The 15686-nt window shown below is 62.7% G+C and carries 17 protein-coding genes and 1 tRNA gene; 12 read left to right on the top strand and 6 right to left on the bottom strand.

Features of this window, described 5'->3' with window-relative positions; translation table 11 throughout:
• Nucleotides 1-88 precede the first annotated feature (88 nt).
• Nucleotides 89-529, bottom strand: a complete 441-nt coding sequence (locus ACRANW_RS00845) for an ImmA/IrrE family metallo-endopeptidase (RefSeq protein WP_479432687.1) — start codon at nt 527-529, stop codon at nt 89-91.
• A 58-nt stretch (nt 530-587) separates the two neighbouring features.
• Between ACRANW_RS00845 and ACRANW_RS00840 the strand changes: the two genes are divergently transcribed.
• Entirely contained in the window at nt 588-2006 is a 1419-nt protein-coding gene (locus ACRANW_RS00840; RefSeq protein WP_479433977.1) for a recombinase family protein, read from the top strand.
• A gap of 305 nt (nt 2007-2311) precedes the next feature.
• Here the strand turns inward: ACRANW_RS00840 and ACRANW_RS00835 are convergent.
• Together ACRANW_RS00835 and ACRANW_RS00830 are read right to left on the bottom strand one after the other, a co-directional pair.
• A tRNA-Leu gene (locus tag ACRANW_RS00835) sits at nt 2312-2398 on the bottom strand.
• A 120-nt stretch (nt 2399-2518) separates the two neighbouring features.
• Nucleotides 2519-3535, bottom strand: a complete 1017-nt coding sequence (locus ACRANW_RS00830; protein ID WP_479432686.1) for a zinc-ribbon domain-containing protein — start codon at nt 3533-3535, stop codon at nt 2519-2521.
• A 164-nt stretch (nt 3536-3699) separates the two neighbouring features.
• Between ACRANW_RS00830 and ftsE the strand changes: the two genes are divergently transcribed.
• The 6 genes from ftsE (at nt 3700) to ACRANW_RS00800 (ending at nt 9017) form a co-directional block, all read left to right on the top strand.
• Entirely contained in the window at nt 3700-4440 is a 741-nt protein-coding gene (ftsE, locus tag ACRANW_RS00825) for a cell division ATP-binding protein FtsE (protein WP_479432685.1), read from the top strand.
• Nucleotides 4437-5384, top strand: coding sequence for a cell division protein FtsX (locus ACRANW_RS00820; protein ID WP_479432684.1), 948 nt, complete (start codon nt 4437-4439; stop codon nt 5382-5384). The genes ftsE and ACRANW_RS00820 overlap by 4 nt, the downstream gene beginning before the upstream one ends.
• Before the next feature lie 11 nt (nt 5385-5395).
• Nucleotides 5396-5929, top strand: a complete 534-nt coding sequence (locus ACRANW_RS00815) for a YdcF family protein (RefSeq protein ID WP_479432683.1) — start codon at nt 5396-5398, stop codon at nt 5927-5929.
• Nucleotides 5926-6618 carry a lysophospholipid acyltransferase family protein gene (locus ACRANW_RS00810; protein WP_479432682.1) on the top strand — a complete coding sequence of 231 codons (693 nt, stop codon included), beginning with the start codon at nt 5926-5928 and terminating at the stop codon, nt 6616-6618. Before ACRANW_RS00815 ends, ACRANW_RS00810 begins: the two co-directional genes overlap by 4 nt.
• 543 nt (nt 6619-7161) lie before the next feature.
• A protein-coding gene (locus ACRANW_RS00805; protein ID WP_479431320.1) for an IS630 family transposase occupies nt 7162-8222 on the top strand; the annotation gives its coding sequence in 2 pieces (ribosomal slippage) (nt 7162-7654 and nt 7654-8222; 1062 coding nt in all).
• Nucleotides 8223-8225: 3 nt separating this feature from the next.
• A complete protein-coding gene (locus ACRANW_RS00800; protein WP_479432681.1) occupies nt 8226-9017 on the top strand; it encodes an energy transducer TonB in 792 nt (263 codons plus the stop codon).
• A gap of 422 nt (nt 9018-9439) precedes the next feature.
• Here the strand turns inward: ACRANW_RS00800 and ACRANW_RS00795 are convergent, their stop codons facing one another.
• Together ACRANW_RS00795 and ACRANW_RS00790 are read right to left on the bottom strand one after the other, a co-directional pair.
• Nucleotides 9440-10348, bottom strand: a complete 909-nt coding sequence (locus ACRANW_RS00795) for a prephenate/arogenate dehydrogenase family protein (protein WP_479432680.1) — start codon at nt 10346-10348, stop codon at nt 9440-9442.
• The gene (locus ACRANW_RS00790) at nt 10345-11454 is read right to left on the bottom strand and encodes a pyridoxal phosphate-dependent aminotransferase (RefSeq protein WP_479433976.1); all 1110 of its coding nucleotides are present in this window, start codon (nt 11452-11454) and stop codon (nt 10345-10347) included. Before ACRANW_RS00790 ends, ACRANW_RS00795 begins: the two co-directional genes overlap by 4 nt.
• A gap of 107 nt (nt 11455-11561) precedes the next feature.
• Between ACRANW_RS00790 and metX the strand changes: the two genes are divergently transcribed.
• Nucleotides 11562-12659 (top strand): homoserine O-acetyltransferase MetX, encoded by a 1098-nt coding sequence (metX, locus tag ACRANW_RS00785; RefSeq protein WP_479432679.1) that lies wholly within the window; start codon nt 11562-11564, stop codon nt 12657-12659.
• Nucleotides 12656-13243 carry a methionine biosynthesis protein MetW gene (gene metW, locus ACRANW_RS00780; protein ID WP_479432678.1) on the top strand — a complete coding sequence of 196 codons (588 nt, stop codon included), beginning with the start codon at nt 12656-12658 and terminating at the stop codon, nt 13241-13243. Before metX ends, metW begins: the two co-directional genes overlap by 4 nt.
• A 121-nt stretch (nt 13244-13364) precedes the next feature.
• On the opposite strand, the gene ACRANW_RS00775 is transcribed toward metW, so the two are convergent.
• Nucleotides 13365-13757, bottom strand: a complete 393-nt coding sequence (locus ACRANW_RS00775; RefSeq protein ID WP_479432677.1) for a VOC family protein — start codon at nt 13755-13757, stop codon at nt 13365-13367.
• Between the two features lie 110 nt (nt 13758-13867).
• Here ACRANW_RS00775 and ACRANW_RS00770 point away from each other — a divergent pair, with 110 nt between their 5' ends.
• From ACRANW_RS00770 to msrB, 3 genes are all read left to right on the top strand, one after another.
• Nucleotides 13868-14227 carry a hypothetical protein gene (locus tag ACRANW_RS00770; RefSeq protein ID WP_479432676.1) on the top strand — a complete coding sequence of 120 codons (360 nt, stop codon included), beginning with the start codon at nt 13868-13870 and terminating at the stop codon, nt 14225-14227.
• A 67-nt stretch (nt 14228-14294) separates the two neighbouring features.
• The gene (locus tag ACRANW_RS00765) at nt 14295-14963 is read left to right on the top strand and encodes a glutathione S-transferase family protein (protein WP_479432675.1); all 669 of its coding nucleotides are present in this window, start codon (nt 14295-14297) and stop codon (nt 14961-14963) included.
• A gap of 72 nt (nt 14964-15035) precedes the next feature.
• Complete coding sequence (msrB, locus tag ACRANW_RS00760) at nt 15036-15446, top strand: peptide-methionine (R)-S-oxide reductase MsrB (RefSeq protein ID WP_479432674.1); 411 nt, start codon at nt 15036-15038, stop codon at nt 15444-15446.
• The last annotated feature ends 240 nt before the right edge of the window (nt 15447-15686 follow it).

The raw sequence follows: 15686 nt of genomic DNA, 5'->3' as shown, positions 1-15686 counted from the left end.
ACGCTGGTCGGAGAGGTTGACAAGTGATCTTATGTTAAACGGGGTTTGGGCCTGAGGGTGCTCGTCCTGTTCACTCTGCGCGATGGATTTATGCGCGCGAACGGAAGGCCAATCGCCTTTCGACCCCCGTCATACGACATCGCCAATTGCAGAGTTCTTCGCTCACACCGAAGTGCAGCGCAATATCGGAAACGGAACGGCCTCCACTACGATGATGATAGAGCGCTGCTTGTGGGAGCAGAAGCGCGCCTCCGAGCCAGTCTGCCTCCTCCTCTTGCTCATCGGAATAGTCTGAGAGCAACAGCAATCCGGCTGGCGAAACTTGAACGCTTGCCGGCGTGTGGTCGAGGATCGAATGAGCAAGCTCATGCATCAACGTTGATGCTTGGCGGCGCTTGCTTTGCGCCGAATTGAGCACGATCACTAGTAGCCCGTCTTCAGCAAGCGTCATGCCTGACCAGCTGTCGGGGTCGTGCTCCAGGAGTTGTGCGGCATGCTCAGGAGGCAGATCGAGCTCGTCTGCACCCATTACGTGTGCACCTAGAAAGTCAGCATAGGCCCAAGGATCAAGCTTCTCCAGCAGGCCTATCGATGCGGGTCTGGTCGATGTGATCGTGGTCTACAAGGTTGATCGTCTGACCCGCAGCCTTGCCGACTTCGCCAAGATCGTCGAGCGGCTCGATGCGAAGCAGGCCAGCTTCGTCAGCGTCACGCAGGCCTTCAATACTACCACCAGCATGGGAAGGTTGACCCTCAACGTGCTGCTCAGCTTCGCGCAGTTCGAGCGCGAGGTCACTGGCGAACGCATCCGCGACAAGATAGCAGCTTCGAAGAAGAAGGGGCTGTGGATGGGTGGGCCGGTCCCGCTCGGCTATCAGGTGATCGACCGCAAACTGGTTCCGGTCCCGGAGGAAGCCGAACGGGTGCGTACCATCATGCGGCGCTACATCGCCTCGACCTCTGCCAATCAGCTGATTGGGCAACTTGAGGCGGAAGGCATCAGGACGAAAGTTCAGCAGCGCACCAGCGGACCGCACAAGGGTGGGATCCCGCTCAAACGTGGGAGCCTGTTCCACCTGCTCGCCAACCCGATCTATCGCGGCATGATCGTGCACAAAGGCAATATCTACGACGGTGAGCACGAACCCATCGTCGACGAGGAGCTGTGGAACGCGGTGCAGGCGCGGCTGCAGGAAAAGGCGCCGCCTCGCGAGCGCCAGAGCAACGATGCACAGGAGGCGATGCTCCGCGGTCTGCTGACCGATCCGGAAGGCCGGCCGATGGTCCCGACCTATACAAAGAAGAAGACGCGCCGCTACGCCTACTACGAGACACGCAAGGACATCGCCGCGAAGCATGGGGCAGCGCCCGCCACCCGCATTGCCCAGTCGAGCATCGAACGGCATATCGTTACCAATCTCACGACCCTGCTGGACGATGAGCATGCGCTACGCCGACTGACCAATCTGGACGAGGCAAGGCAGCTCACTGCGCTGTTCGATGCGGCAAGGCTTCGCAGGTTGGAACTGGAGCATCCCGCGACCCGCGACAATACGGTCCGGTCGCTGATCGCAGGCATTACTCCCGGCGCGAGCGGCATACACATAAGCATAAATTTGCATGCTCTCGAACTGCAAGGTGAGGCGACGCTCGAACTGCCGCTCGTCGAGCGCAAGCCGTTCCGTGAGGCCAAGCTGCGGATCGATAACACTGCCGTCGCGGGCCGGACGGACCGGAAGCTGGTCAATTTGATCGCCGAGGCAATGGAGGTTAGGGAATTGGTGCTGGCCTCGCCGGAACTCAGCCTCAATCAGCTCGGTAAGCGCAAGGGGCGCTGCCGTACCCAGCTTGGCAAGCTGTTCCGGATATCGTGGTTGAGCCCGCACATCGTCGAATCGATCATCGATGGTCGTCACCCGGCGCGGCTTAATCGCAGAAGCCTGCTCGAGACGGACCTGCCGCTATGCTGGAAAAACCAGGAACGGATGCTTGGGTTCGCTATCTGACGCGCCGACCATTCGGACTGTTTGACGCGGAGCCAGTTCGGCTCCGCGTTTGTCGTTCGACAACTCCATGCCCATGCTTAGAGTCGTGCGCGATTTCGGAGACATGCTCTGGCCACACGCTACAGCGACTTGCGGTCAGTTTTTCAGGCGCAGAGAACCGGCCGAGATTTCGGTATGATAAAGAGCTCGTAGAGCCGTCTCTGACACACTTGTGGGTGTTTCGAGGGCCGGAAGGGCGCAGAACTGCGCGCTTTCTCGGCATCGCCCGCGAAGGAAAAATACCTGCATAACAAGGACTTACTGTCTGGTGCGGTCGAGAAGACTCGAACTTCCACGGGCTTTCGCCCACAACGACCTCAACGTTGCGCGTCTACCAATTCCGCCACGACCGCACTCGGGTTTGCAGGGCCGGCCATCAAGCCAGCCCTTCGGTAGGAGCGGGCCCCTAGCAAGGGGTTTGGGGCTGCGCAAGCTCTTTGAAGATGGCGCACAATGCCCAAGCCCACAGGGCGTCAGTTAGGGGCCCAACCGATTGCTGCCTTGGCTGCGCCCGGCGGGATATTGGTGATGGCTTGCGTCACGGTGACAGTCTCACCAGGAGCGAGGCGGCGTTTGGCAGGTGTGACGGGCCAATCGCCAATATCGCGATCGCGGCGGTCGCTGAATACCACCAGCAGGTTGGGCACATCCATGCTCTCGCGCGCATTATTGGTGATCGTCCCGCGAACCCCGAAGATTTCTTCACCGGTTTCGAGAACCTGCTTTTTCTGCTCTGCCGCTGGGAAATCGAGTTCAAGGCCCGGGCGGCTGACGCCGAAGGTCGGCCGGCTGATCGGAACCCAGTCAGGCAAACCGTAGTAATTGACCGCCGCTACGGTGCCCAGCGCCAGTGCGGCAAAGAGGGCCGCTGCCAGGGTCCACATCCGCGGCGCGTTGCGCCGCCGGGTAAAGGGTGCGCGATAATCGAATTGCGAGCCGCCGTTGCCGTTCTCATCATCCGGGGGATCGGTAATGTCTTCGCCAATGGCAGACTGCTGCGCAACGGCCGGCTCCGGCGTAACTTCCGTTTCTCCGCGCGCGTTCAGGCCACGGCGAAGCGCCCGTGCCGCGACCGGGGCAGACGTTTCGTTAAAGGGGACGACGGGCGGTGCTTCGGGTGAGCGCCAGTGGCTGACCGATGGACCATCGCTCTGGGGCTCGGGTGCCGGCGAGGGTTGCGGCGGTGGGGATTGCGGCTGAGTTGGCGATGGCCGCGCTGGTTCCCGGGCGGGCGCCGGGCCGGATGCCGGGGCCGGTGGCGGCGCAGTGACCGACGCAGGGCCTTGCGTCTGCGGCTGCGCAACGGAGGTCGCAGGCTCGGCCTGTGGCAATGGGACGGGTGCCTGAGGCGCAACGCCCTCGGTCGCTTCGAGAGGCTCCTGAAACCAACTATGCTTGCACTTGGCACAGCGCACGGTGCGCCCTTCGCTGCCGATGGCAGTATCGGGAACCGCGTAACGGGTGCCGCAGGCTGGGCAAGCGATGATCATGTCACAAACTGCATAGTCACCGCGCACCCGCGCACAAGGGCAACAGCGCTTATGCCCCCTATTTACGCGCTGTTTTCCACATTGCGGGGCGTAAATCGTCTGATCTTGACCAGGATTGCGATCTCCCGCTTCCTTCGTGCCTGCGCCACTGATAGGTGCGCAGCATGACCAAGCGCCCTGCCGAGATCGTGAAATTCGACAATGTCGGACTTCGATACGGCACGGATCCTGAGGTGCTGAGCAATCTCAGCTTCACGCTCTATCCCGGAAGTTTCTACTTTCTGACCGGTGCCAGCGGTGCGGGCAAGACCAGTCTGCTGAAACTGCTGTACCTGGCCCAGCGGCCTTCGCGCGGCGGGATCCGGATGTTCGGGCAGGATCTCATCACCATGCCGCGCGGTCGCCTGCCGGATTTGCGGCGGCGACTTGGTGTCGTCTTCCAGAACTTCCGGCTGGTGCCTTACTTGACCGCCTTCGACAATGTCGCGCTGCCTCTGCGGCTGGCGGGTACGGATGAAAAGAAGGTCGTCAAGGCGGTCACCGATATGCTCGAATGGGTGGGCTTGTCGCACCGCGCCCATGCCGTGCCGGCGACGATGTCGGGTGGCGAGCAGCAGCGGGTCGCCATCGCACGCGCGGTGATCGGGCGGCCCAAAATGCTGATTGCCGATGAGCCGACCGGCAATGTCGACCCGGACATGGCGTTGAAACTGCTGCGTTTGTTCGAATCCCTCAACAACCGTGTGGGGACAACAGTGGTGGTCGCGACTCACGATGTTCACCTGCTCAAGAAAGTCCCGGATTCGCTGATTATGCGGCTGCATAAAGGCCAGCTGTCTGATCCGACCGGCGCGTTGCGCTACCCGCCGCGGGCGGTGACGCCGGGTGGAGGCGGGCCCGTTTGAGCACGCAGCCACCGCTCCCCGCTGCGCCTGAAAGCGACACGGCCGAGGCCGTGCCTGCGCGTCCACGCGGGCGGGCGGCGGCGCGGCTGCTGCCTCCGGCGCGTCTGACGGGGCCGATCCCCTGGGTCATCGCGATCCTGATCGCACTGGTGGTGATGGCGGCAGCGGGAGGCCTCGCCCTGCGCAACCTCGCTGCCAACGCAAAGGGAGACCTCTCCAGCGCAGTCAGCGTGCAGGTGATTGAGGCCAACCCTGATGTGCGCAACCAGCGCGCTGCGGCGGCAGTCACGGTGCTGACCCGGATCGAGGGCGTGCAGGCTGTCAGGCTGGTGCCCGAGGCCGAGCTTGCCGCGCTGCTCGAACCCTGGCTTGGCCAGGGCGTGACGAGCGCCGATGTCCCGATTCCGGCGCTGATTGATGTCGAGTTGACCGGGAACGTGGGGCCTGCAGACATCGTACAGATCGAAGCCGCGCTGGCTGCCGAAGTGCCGGGCGTCCGCGTCGATGCGCAAGGCGATTGGCTGCGCCCCGTGTATGACGCGCTGGCGGCGCTGCAATATCTGGCGCTCGGCCTGATTGCGCTGGTCGCGCTGGCGACGGCAGCGGCGGTGTGGCTGGCGGCGCGCAATGCCTTTGCCAGCGCGCGCGAGACAGTTGAGATCATGCACCTTCTGGGGGCAAGTGAGCGGCAGATGTCGGCGGTGTTCCTGCGTGATGTGCTGCGCGAAGCGGTGTTCGGCGCGGCTGTGGGCACGGCGCTGGGTGTGGGCGCGGTATGGCTGCTCGGCCAGCAATTTGCGGCGCTCGATAGCGGAATGGTGGGCGGCGGGGGCCTGGCGCTGGCCGACTGGCTCGCAATCGCAGCAATTCCCCTGGCTGGTGTGCTGTTGGCCTTGGTGACAGCGCGGATCACCATTGCCTTTGCCTTGCGCGACATGCTTTAGGCCACGGCGCAATGATCCGGCGTATTGTCTCTTTGATGTTTCTGGTCTGGGTGATCGGTTTCCTGTGGTTTGTTGTGGCTTTGCCGCAACCGGCGGGCGAAGCCGTGACAACCGATGCCGTGATCGTACCCACAGGCGGGCCGGGGCGGATCGCCCGCGGGCTTGAGGTCCTGGACAAGGCCCTTGCCAAAAAGATGCTGGTCAGCGGTGTCGATCCCGAGGTCAAGCCGGGCGAATTCGCGGCCGAGTTCAGTGTTTCGGAAACGCAAATGGCCTGCTGTGTGACGCTTGGCTTTGCGGCGGTCGATACCCGTTCCAACGCGGCTGAAACTGCCAAATGGGTTGCGCAGAACGAAGTGCGCTCGCTGAGGCTGGTGACGACCGACTGGCACATGCGCCGCGCTGCGGGCGAGCTTGACCGGACATTGCCCGCGTCTGTCACAGTGATCCGCGATTCAGTGCCCTCGCGGCCCGATCTGGGCACGCTGTTTCTCGAATATCACAAGCTGATCGCGAGCCGTGCGGCGGGTCTGGTGGACCTTTGAACTGGCTTGGGGCCGCGCTGCGTTCGCTCGTCTTTTACGTGCTGTTCTATGGCGGTTCGATCCTGCTGGTGATCGCTTCGGTGATGGCCATCATCATGCGCAGGGACGGGTTGCGGAGCGTGGTGGCGACGTGGGGCCAGTGGCATCTGTGGTGCGTCGAGAACCTGCTCGGTATCAAGGTGGTGCTGGATGGCGCGCTGCCGCACGGGCCGGTGCTGATCGCGGTGAAGCATGAAAGCTTCTTCGAGGCGATCGATACTCCGCGCCTGTTTGAACATCCGGCGGTGTTTGCCAAGCAGGAACTGTTCAGCATTCCGGGCTGGGGCCACTCGGCGCTGACCTATGGCCTGATCCCGGTGGCGCGCGGCGAAGGGGCCAAGACCTTGCGCGCCATGCTGGCGCTGGCCAAGCAGCGCGTGGGCGAGGGCCGTCCGCTGGTGATCTTTCCCGAAGGCACGCGGGTCGCGCCGGGCCAGCGCCAGCCGTTGCAGGCAGGCTTTGCCGGGCTGTACAAGCTGCTGCGCCTGCCGGTTGTGCCGATCGCGGTGGATAGCGCGCGGACCTACCATCATCTCGTGAAACGCCCAGGCCAGATCACCTACAAGGTGGGCGAGGCAATCCCGGCGGGCCTGCCGCGCGCGGATGTCGAGGCGCGGGTCCATGCGGCGATCAATGCGTTGAACGGATAGGCTCGCATCCGTGATGTCCGCTATCAGGCGAACGCGGCGGCGGCGTGAATGACCGGAAGCGGGTGGATTACTGAACGGCGGCTTGTGATCTAGCTTGACCTGTGATCGAGGAGCTGGGAGCCATGGGTAAGCAACGCTACGTCTTTGCTACGGGACCCCCAAAAACCGCTATTAATCAACGATACACGAACGGTTTCCTATCCATTGAACAGCTTAAACTACAAGGCTGAGGTGGGTTTCAAGCTTGTCTTGTCGCAGTCGGGAAGGTTTGAGCCAACGTAAACGGATAATCCAACGCGGGAGCCCATAAGCGCCATGTTTCCGGCCGCTGTGACTTCAAATCTTGCACCACCCCAGCAACGATTGGTGGCTTCGCCCCCTGAAAGGGGTTTAGCATTGGTGCTTTCCTGCTTAGCGACTTGCGCAATGTTCAGCCTGTTCGTTGTCAGCTCTGTTATACCAAATCCCGATGAGGCTGACTCATGGGGGATTTCCAAGGCGCTGATTTTCTGATTCACCGGAGCAAGCACGAGGAGGCTTGCGATGGCGACGGCGATTGGTGTTCGATCAGATTTCACTTCGCGGGATTTGAGCCGATTTTCCCGACGATGTGACGATCCGGATCAGGTACGGCGGTTGTTGGCGTTGGGCTTGATCCTGGACGGCAGCAGCCGGAGCGAAGCGGCCAAAGCGGCTGGCGTGACGCTGCAGGTCGTGCGGGATTGGGTGATCCGCTTCAATGCTGATGGCCCGGACGGGCTGATGTCACGCAAGGCCCCCGGCAAAGTCTCGATTCTGAGCGATGAGCAGCGCCGCGCTCTTGCGCAGCAAGTTGAAGCAGGCCCGATTCCTGCGGCGCACGGGGTTGTCCGCTGGCGTCTCATCGATCTGGCGCAGTGGGTGTGGGATGAGTTTGGCCTGTCGATTACCAAACAGACGCTGAGCCGTGAGATGCGCGCGCTGGGCTTCCGCAAGCTCTCGGCCCGCCCTCGTCATCGTGGCCAGAAAGCGGATGACATTGCCGATTTTAAAAAAACTTCGCAGGCCAGTTGGCAAAAATCCGACTATCCTTGCCGCACGGCACCGCGATAGAACTGTGGTGGCAAGATGAGGCGCGCATAGGCCAACAGACCAAGCTCACCCGCCGCTGGGCCAAGCGCGGAACCCGGCCCTGTGCGCCCAAAGACCAGCGCCGGGCCTCAGCCTGGATCTTCGGGGCCATCTGTCCCGCCGAGGGCAAGGGTGCTGGCATCGTCATGCCCCGTTGCAACAGCGAGGCCATGAGCATGCACCTCGAAGAGATCGCCTTCCACGTCGCGCCGGGGGCGCATGCCGTCTTGATCCTCGATCAGGCCGGATGGCATGGCTCGGCGGAACTGGTCGTGCCCGCCAACATCACTCTCATGCCGCTGCCGCCCAGGTGCCCGGAGCTCAACCCCGTCGAAAACGTCTGGCAGTTCATGCGCGACAACTGGCTCTCCAACCGCATCTTCTCATCCTACGACGACATCGTCGACCATTGCTGCTTCGCTTGGAACAAGCTCGTCGATCAGCCCTGGCGCATCATGTCCATCGGCATGCGCCAATGGGCGCATGGGTTCTGATCAATGGGACTTGGTATTAGCGAGTTGAGTGAACTTGGGGGCAAAGATCAGGGGGTTGTCTTCACCTCTATTCGTTTGACGAAAGAAGTTCATACTGAACTGGCTGCCGAAGCTAATAGCACTCTGACCGACTCAGAAAGCAGTCCCGGCGATACCGCTCAAGCAAAAGCGCGGGATGCAATCGCTCCGATTTCCGATCCGCCATCTGTAGTTGAACCCGTCCGCCTGGCGCCGCTTGACCAGTCCAACCCTCCACTTCCCGGTTACCTTGTCACACCGAGTGAAAGCAAAGAATCTCAGAGTGTTCAGGCACATTTCGCCAAGTCATCGACCGGCTCGAATGATAGCTCGGAAGTAGGGATCAACGATCGTATAGGCAGCAGACGAGGAGCGGGAGACAGCCCAGAAGCCGGTGTCGGAGCAGAGTGGCCACGAGGCACCAATTTCGTGGTGTCATGGGCGCCCAGCATGGATTTTTCCAAAGGCAGGGAGTTCTATCCCTCCGAAGCCGTCAAGAATGGGATCAGCGGAGTCGCGGTGCTTCGGTGCTTTGTGCTGCGACGGGACCGCGTTCGTGACTGCAAACTGGTTGATGAAAACCCTAGGAACCAGGGATTTGGCGAGGCCGCTTTGAAAACCGGACCATATCTTCGACTGCGACTGCATGATCAGAATGGAAGACGTGTTTACAACGAATGGGTAACAGTTTCGAACTGGTTTGATTTGTCTGAAGAAACGCGGCAGCAATTGACTGTCAGGAGCGACGAACAAGAATCACGATCGACCACACCTTGACCCGGCTGAACATCCGGCTCGTTAGCGCTAGATCGACAGACCGGTAGCCATCCTGTTACGGTAAGACGGGTTGGCGTGCGATACTTTTGTTGTTGGTAGCCAAGGCAGAAAAGCGGGTCGCGAAATAGGCAACCGCCATATCTTAAAGGTGCTGAATGACCGAAACGGGGTCGCTTCCCGAACGGCAGGTTTTTCTCGACAGCCCACAAAGCCGACCATCTTTCCTAAACTGTCGCGACCTGTCAGCGCGGCGCGGATGATGCGCGCAAAATCCGATTTTGCCACAAGGCAAGGCTGCCCGGCGGGGGTCTGTGCAAGGTGCTGGGCTTTTTCCGGTTCAGGACAGTGTCTCATGTGTCTCCAACAGCAGCAGAAGCACAGTCCGGGGGTGGCGGGGGACGCGGGGAGCGGCGCGGGCGCGGTCAGGTTCCGTGTTCGCGCCCGAAATCGGGACGTTCGTCGTCCTGCCCCTGTTCGATCACCTGCCGCCGGATCGCGCGGGTGCGGGTGAAGAGGTCGAACAGCGCATCGCCATCGGCGGAACGGATCGCGCGCTGCATCGCGGTGAGGTCTTCGCTGAAGCGCCCCAGCATCTCCAGCACCGCGCCTCGGTTGGTAAGGAACACATCGCGCCACATCACCGGGTCCGAAGCGGCGATGCGGGTGAAATCGCGGAAACCCCCGGCGGAATACTTGATCACTTCGCTTTGCGTCACATCCTCCAGATCGCTGGCGGTGCCCACAATGGTGTAGGCGATCAGATGCGGGATGTGGCTGGTCACGGCGAGGACGAGATCATGGTGCGCGGCGTCCATCAACTCGACCTTGGAGCCGAGCGCGGTCCAGAAGTCGGACAGGGCTTCGAGCGCCGCTGGATCGCAGCCCTCGGGCGGGGTGACGATGCACCAGCGGCCGGCGAACAGCGTGGCAAAGCCCGCGTCGGGCCCGCTCTGTTCGGTGCCTGCGACAGGGTGGGCGGGGATGATGCAGGCGCCCGGCAACGCGGCCGTGAGCGCGGCGGCAACGGCGGCCTTGGAGGAGCCGACATCGCTGATGATCGCGGTTGGCTTGAGGCCCGGCGCAATCGCTGTAGCCGCCTCGCCCATCGCGCCGACGGGGACGCACAGGATCACCAGATCGGCATCGGCCACGGCATCCTCGGCCCGGTCGAACACCTGCCCCACCAGCCCGCGCTCGCCTGCGCGTGCGCGCACAGCGGCGTCGCGGTCCCAGCCGGTGGTGACGATGGCGAGGCCGCGAGCCTTGACCGCCAACCCGATCGAGCCGCCCAGCAGCCCGAGGCCGATGATCGCGACCCGCGCAATGGTCACGCGGCCTCCCCGCACAGCGTGCGAAGGGTCGCGATCACGCGGGTCATGTCCTCGGTCTTGCCGATGGTGATGCGCAAGGCATTGGGCAGGCCCTGTGAGGGCAGATGGCGGACGGCGTATCCCGCTTCTGACAGCGCCTCGACCGCCTGCGTTGCAGTCACCTCGCCCTCGAAATGCACCAGCAGGAAATTGGCTTCGCTGGGCGAGGCGCTGAGGCCATGATTGCCGAGCGCCGCGATGGCACCTTCCAGCCGCTCACGTTCGGCGCTGTTGTGCTCGCGGCTGGCGGCCACAAACGTCTGATCGCCCATCGCCGCAAGCGCCGCCTTCTGTCCGCTGACCGAGACATTGAACGCGCCGCGCAGCCGGTTGACGAGGTCGATCAGATGCGGCGCACCCGTGACCCAGCCGACCCGCTCCGACGCTAGGCCGTAAGCCTTGGAAAAGGTACGGCTGACCAGCACGTTCCCGTGCTGCGCGGCGAGTTCAAACGCGGCGTGCTGATGCGCCGGGTCGATATACTCGCCGTAAGCCTCGTCGACGATCAGCAGAACGTCAGACGGCAGACCCGCGTGCAGGCGCGCGACCTCGTGCGGCGGCAGGTAACTGCCGACCGGATTGTTCGGATTGTCGAGCAGCACCACCCTCGTCGCAGGCGTGACCGCCGCCAGCAGATTGTCGACGCTCGCCCCATAGCCTTCGTCATCGGCAAACACCGCGGTCGCCCCGACCTTTTGGGCCAGCAATGGATAGAGCGAGAACGAGTAACGCGAAGCCAGCACCTCGTCTCCGACACTCGCCAGCGCTTGGACCGCGCAATGCAGCAATTCGCCAGAGCCTGTACCGCAGACGATCCGGTCCGCGTCTAACCCGTGCACGACGGCGATCGCCTCGCGCAGGGCCCGTGCGTCGGGATCGGGGTAGTCAGACGGGTTGTGGCCTTCCGACAACGCAGCGAGCGCCGCCGGGCTGGCGCCGAGCGGGTTCTCGTTTGCGGAAAGCTTGGTCAGTGGGCTGCCGCTCGCCGACTTGGACTTGCCCGGGACATAAGCGTGGATCGCACTGATCCAGGGTTTTGGCCGGGGTATGGTTTGAGGCTTGGACATAAGGCTGGCGCGATAGCCAGTTTGCGTCCGCGAATACAGCGCGAAAACGGCAAGGCCGGTGGCGATGATTGACACAGGCAAGGCGGTCCCCCAATTCGCTGCCTCAAATGAACACCGCTCCCGTCTCTCAGGCTTATGCGATCCCCCAGCCCCTGCCGCTGGATTGCGGACAGGCGCTCGAAGGCGCGCAGATCGCCTACGAGACGTATGGCACGCTGGCGTCGGACAAGGGCAACGCGGTGCTGGTCTGCCATGCGCTGACCGGCGACCAGTACCTCGCCAGCCCGCACCCGATCACCGGCAAGCCGGGTTGGTGGGAGCGGATGGTGGGGCCGGGCAAGCCGATCGACACAGACCGCCATTTCGTGATCTGCGCCAATGTCATCGGCAGTTGTATGGGATCGACTGGCCCGGCGAGCCTTGCACCCGATGGCCAACCCTATGCGATGCGGTTCCCCGTCATCACCATCCGCGACATGGTGCGCGCAGCTGTCGCGTTGCTGGACGGGTTGGGCATTGCGCAATTGCACGCCGTGGTGGGCGGGTCGATGGGCGGGATGCAGGCGCTCAGCCTCGCCGCCAACTGGCCGGAGCGGGCGGCGCGGGTGCTGGTGATCGCCTCGACGGCGCGGCACTCAGCGCAGAACATTGCCTTTCACGAAGTCGGGCGGCAGGCGATCATGGCTGATCCGGCCTGGGCGGGCGGCGATTACTACGCCACCGACGCGCGGCCCGACAATGGCCTCGCCGTGGCGCGCATGGCGGCGCACATCACCTATCTGTCCGAAGCGGGCCTGACTGAGAAGTTTGGCCGCCGCTTGCAGGACCGGGAGGCCAAGGGCTTCGGCTTCGATGCCGAATTTCAGGTGGAAAGCTATCTGAGGTATCAGGGCAGCGGCTTCACCCGGCGGTTCGATGCCAACTCCTACCTCTACATCACCCGCGCGATGGATTACCTCGATATTGCCGAGGAACATGGCGGCAAGCTGGCGAACGCCTTTGCCGGCACGCAGGCGCGGTTCTGCATTGTCAGCTTCGATACCGATTGGCTCTACCCTTCTGCGGAAAGCCGGCACGTGGTCCACGCGCTGAACGCGGCGGGCGCCAAGGTGAGCTTCGTGGAATTGTCCGCGCCCAATGGGCATGACAGCTTCCTGCTGGAGCACGACCAGCTTGACCGGGTGGTGAGGGGGTTTGTCGAATGACGCTGCGGCCTGATCTCGCGGCGATCGCGGCCCATGTCACGCCCGGCAGCCGGGTGCTGGATATCGGCTGCGGTGACGGGGCGCTGATGGCAGCGCTGGAAAGCAACAGCGGCTGCGATGCGCGGGGGATGGAACTCGATGGCGCACTCGTTGAACGCTGCGTGTCGCGGGGCTTGAGCGTCGTGCAGGGTGACGCCAATCACGACCTTGCGAACTATCCTGACAAGGCATTTGATTACGCGATCCTCAGCCAAACCATGCAGACAGCGACGCGGCCCGATCTGATGCTTGATGAGTTGCTGCGGGTGGGGCGGCGTGCGTTTGTGTCGTTTCCCAATTTCGCGCACTGGCGCACCCGCTTGGCGCTGATGTTTGGCGGGCGGATGCCGGTGACCCGCGCCCTGCCGGTGAGCTGGTTCGAAACCGAAAATATCCACCACGTCACGGTGGAGGACTTCCGCGATCTTGCGCGTATCAAGGGCGCGCGGATTGAGCGGGCGTGGTTTTTTGCCAATGAACTGCAAATCGGCGCGCCAGCCGCAAACTGGCGCGCCGAATTCGCGGTGTTTGAACTTAGTCGTTAAGCCACCTTCGGTGGCGCAGACCCCCCGCCCCACCCGGCCACCAACAGTACCACTATGTTATGGTGGCCGGGTGGGGAGGTGGGGCGGGGGGTCTGCCGTTCACGTCAGTGAACGTGGAAGGTTAGCCGACGCGGTGCAGCATGCACAACTTGTGACCATCGGGATCGAGCACATAGCCAAGGTTCAACGTGCCCATCGCGCCGGTGCGCGGGCCGGGTGCGTCTTCGATCGAGGTGCCGCCAGCGGCCACGGCCGCATCGTGGAAGGCCTGCACCTGCTCCAACGAGTCGCACGCAAAGCCGACAGTCGCGCCATTGGCGCAAGCCGCCGTTTCGTTGTTGATCGGCTGACTGATGGCGAAAATCCCGCCATTGTGGAACCAGAACGCACGCTTGTGGCCTGTGCCCGCTTCATTGATGTTGCCGGGGCCAGCGCCCAGCGTGGCAAGCACGGTATCGTAAAACGCCTTGGACCGGTCGAAATCGTTTGTGCCGACCATGATGTGACTGAACATGAAAATAGGTCTCCTCTCATAAGACAGGTTGCGGATTAGGACGGAATTGGCGCGCCCGCAATGTCGTTTCCGGTAGCGCCGGGTTCATCTGGCAGGGCATAGGAGGGGGCATGATTACAACGCTCCTTGCCGCCGCACTGGCGCTGCAGCCCGCTCCAGCCCCGGCCACCCCAGACCCGGCGCCGCTCTCTCAGGAAAACCGGGCGCTGCTGCGCTGCGCGGCCGCTTTTGCACTAGTGTCGCAGGGTCAGGCGGCCGGCGATCGCCAAGCGAAGCAATGGCCTGATATGACGGTGCGAGGACGGGAATTCTTTGTCCGGGCGCTGGCGCAATTGATGGACGCAACCGGGGCCGACCGGGCTGGTATCGCCGCGCTTGCCAATGCGGAAGCGCAGGCGCTTTCCGCCAGTGGCGAGGTGCAAACGATCATGCCGACCTGTCTGTTGATGCTAGAAGCCGCCAAGCTCTGAATACTCCCCCGTTGCGCACGCGGCGCGCTGGATTTGCCCGTCAAAATACGCCACAGCTCTGCGACTTATGTGGCTCCTCTATCAATTCCCGTTGTGTCCCTTCAGCCGCAAGATCCGCTTGCTGCTAAGCGAAAAGAATGTGCCGTTCGATCTGGTGCGTGAGGACCCATGGTCGGCGTCGGATGCGTTCTTCAATCTTAATCCGGCCGGACGCACTCCGGTGATCGTCAATCCGGAAAAGAACATCACCATTCCCGATAGCCGCGCCATCGCGGAATATTTCGAGGAAACGGTCGATCGCAATCCGATGATCAATGGCACTGCGGCCCAGCGCGCTGAAATCCGCCGGCTGGTCGCGCTGTTTGACGAGAACTTCTACACCGATGTTACCGCCCCCTTGCTTTCCGAACGCATGAAAAAGCGGATTATGCGCCAGCCGCCCGACAGCGGCGCGCTGCGCAATGCGATGAAGATGGCGCACGGCCATCTCGACTATCTCGACTGGCTGATCGACAATCGGCCGTGGGTGGCCGGATCCACCATGAGTCTTGCCGATTTGGCCGCTGCGGCGCAGATTTCGGTGGCGGATTACCTTGGCGGGATCGACTGGTCAGGCCACGAACAATCGCGTGGGTGGTACGCCGTGTTCAAGAGCCGCCCGAGCTTTCGCCCGCTGCTCACCGAGCGGATGGAATCGATCAAGCCGCCGCCGCATTACGCGCAGGTGGATGGATAGCGCGCCAAGCTACCGGTGCTTGCGCATTGTCCCTGTTGCGCCAATATTAGGCGCGAGCAGAGAGGACATTTCATGGACAACCCAGACCCCCGCAGCCTGACGGACGCTGAATGGCGCGAAAAGCTGGAGCCGATGCAATATCACGTTTTGCGCGAGGCCGGCACCGAACGCGCTTTCACCGGCGAATATGACAAGTTCTATGACGAGGGTGAATACACTTGCGCGGCGTGTGGCACGCAGCTGTTCTATTCGACGGCCAAGTACAATTCCGGCTGTGGCTGGCCTGCTTTCACCAAGCCTGCCGACGCCGAAGTGGTCGAGGAGCACCGCGATACCGCCTACGGCATGGTCCGCACCGAAGTGCGCTGCGGCAAGTGTGGCGGGCATCTGGGCCATGTCTTCCCCGACGGTCCGCCCGAGCAGGGAGGCCTGCGTTATTGCATCAATTCGGCCGCGCTGATCTTCACACCCGCCGACGATTAGGCTTCCCGCACCATTGTCCGTGGAGAGCGTGAGCAGGTCGGGTTCATTCCCGGTTACAACTTGCTTATGCAAGGCGCGCATCCCAGTGCGGTGTGGTGGGGTTCAGATAGGCTCAGACAATGTCGAAACGGGGTGACCGGTTGCAGAACAAAGGCGCGCGCGGACATAGGCGATCCGCGGGCGAGCGATCCGCCTCGTCCACAGCAACGAGCCAAGGCGCGCCGCGTTGGCGCGGTTGGG

It is taken from the genome of Erythrobacter sp. 'gip.4 top 5' (assembly GCF_056495765.1).
Note: the sequence above shows the minus strand (reverse complement) of the source record. Positions and strands in the feature narration are given on the sequence as shown.

What these genes read in the sequence shown, in the direction of transcription:
- ftsE (WP_479432685.1), top strand. Translation starts at nt 3,700, where the DNA reads ATGACCAAGCGCCCTGCCGAGATCGTGAAATTCGACAATGTCGGACTT.
- metX (WP_479432679.1), top strand. Translation starts at nt 11,562, where the DNA reads ATGAACACCGCTCCCGTCTCTCAGGCTTATGCGATCCCCCAGCCCCTG.
- ACRANW_RS00845 (WP_479432687.1), bottom strand. Translation starts at nt 529, where the DNA reads ATGGGTGCAGACGAGCTCGATCTGCCTCCTGAGCATGCCGCACAACTC.
- ACRANW_RS00815 (WP_479432683.1), top strand. Translation starts at nt 5,396, where the DNA reads ATGATCCGGCGTATTGTCTCTTTGATGTTTCTGGTCTGGGTGATCGGT.
- ACRANW_RS00770 (WP_479432676.1), top strand. Translation starts at nt 13,868, where the DNA reads ATGATTACAACGCTCCTTGCCGCCGCACTGGCGCTGCAGCCCGCTCCA.
- ACRANW_RS00765 (WP_479432675.1), top strand. Translation starts at nt 14,295, where the DNA reads ATGTGGCTCCTCTATCAATTCCCGTTGTGTCCCTTCAGCCGCAAGATC.
- ACRANW_RS00830 (WP_479432686.1), bottom strand. Translation starts at nt 3,535, where the DNA reads ATGATCATCGCTTGCCCAGCCTGCGGCACCCGTTACGCGGTTCCCGAT.
- ACRANW_RS00775 (WP_479432677.1), bottom strand. Translation starts at nt 13,757, where the DNA reads ATGTTCAGTCACATCATGGTCGGCACAAACGATTTCGACCGGTCCAAG.
- msrB (WP_479432674.1), top strand. Translation starts at nt 15,036, where the DNA reads ATGGACAACCCAGACCCCCGCAGCCTGACGGACGCTGAATGGCGCGAA.
- ACRANW_RS00790 (WP_479433976.1), bottom strand. Translation starts at nt 11,454, where the DNA reads ATGTCCAAGCCTCAAACCATACCCCGGCCAAAACCCTGGATCAGTGCG.
- ACRANW_RS00800 (WP_479432681.1), top strand. Translation starts at nt 8,226, where the DNA reads ATGGGACTTGGTATTAGCGAGTTGAGTGAACTTGGGGGCAAAGATCAG.
- metW (WP_479432678.1), top strand. Translation starts at nt 12,656, where the DNA reads ATGACGCTGCGGCCTGATCTCGCGGCGATCGCGGCCCATGTCACGCCC.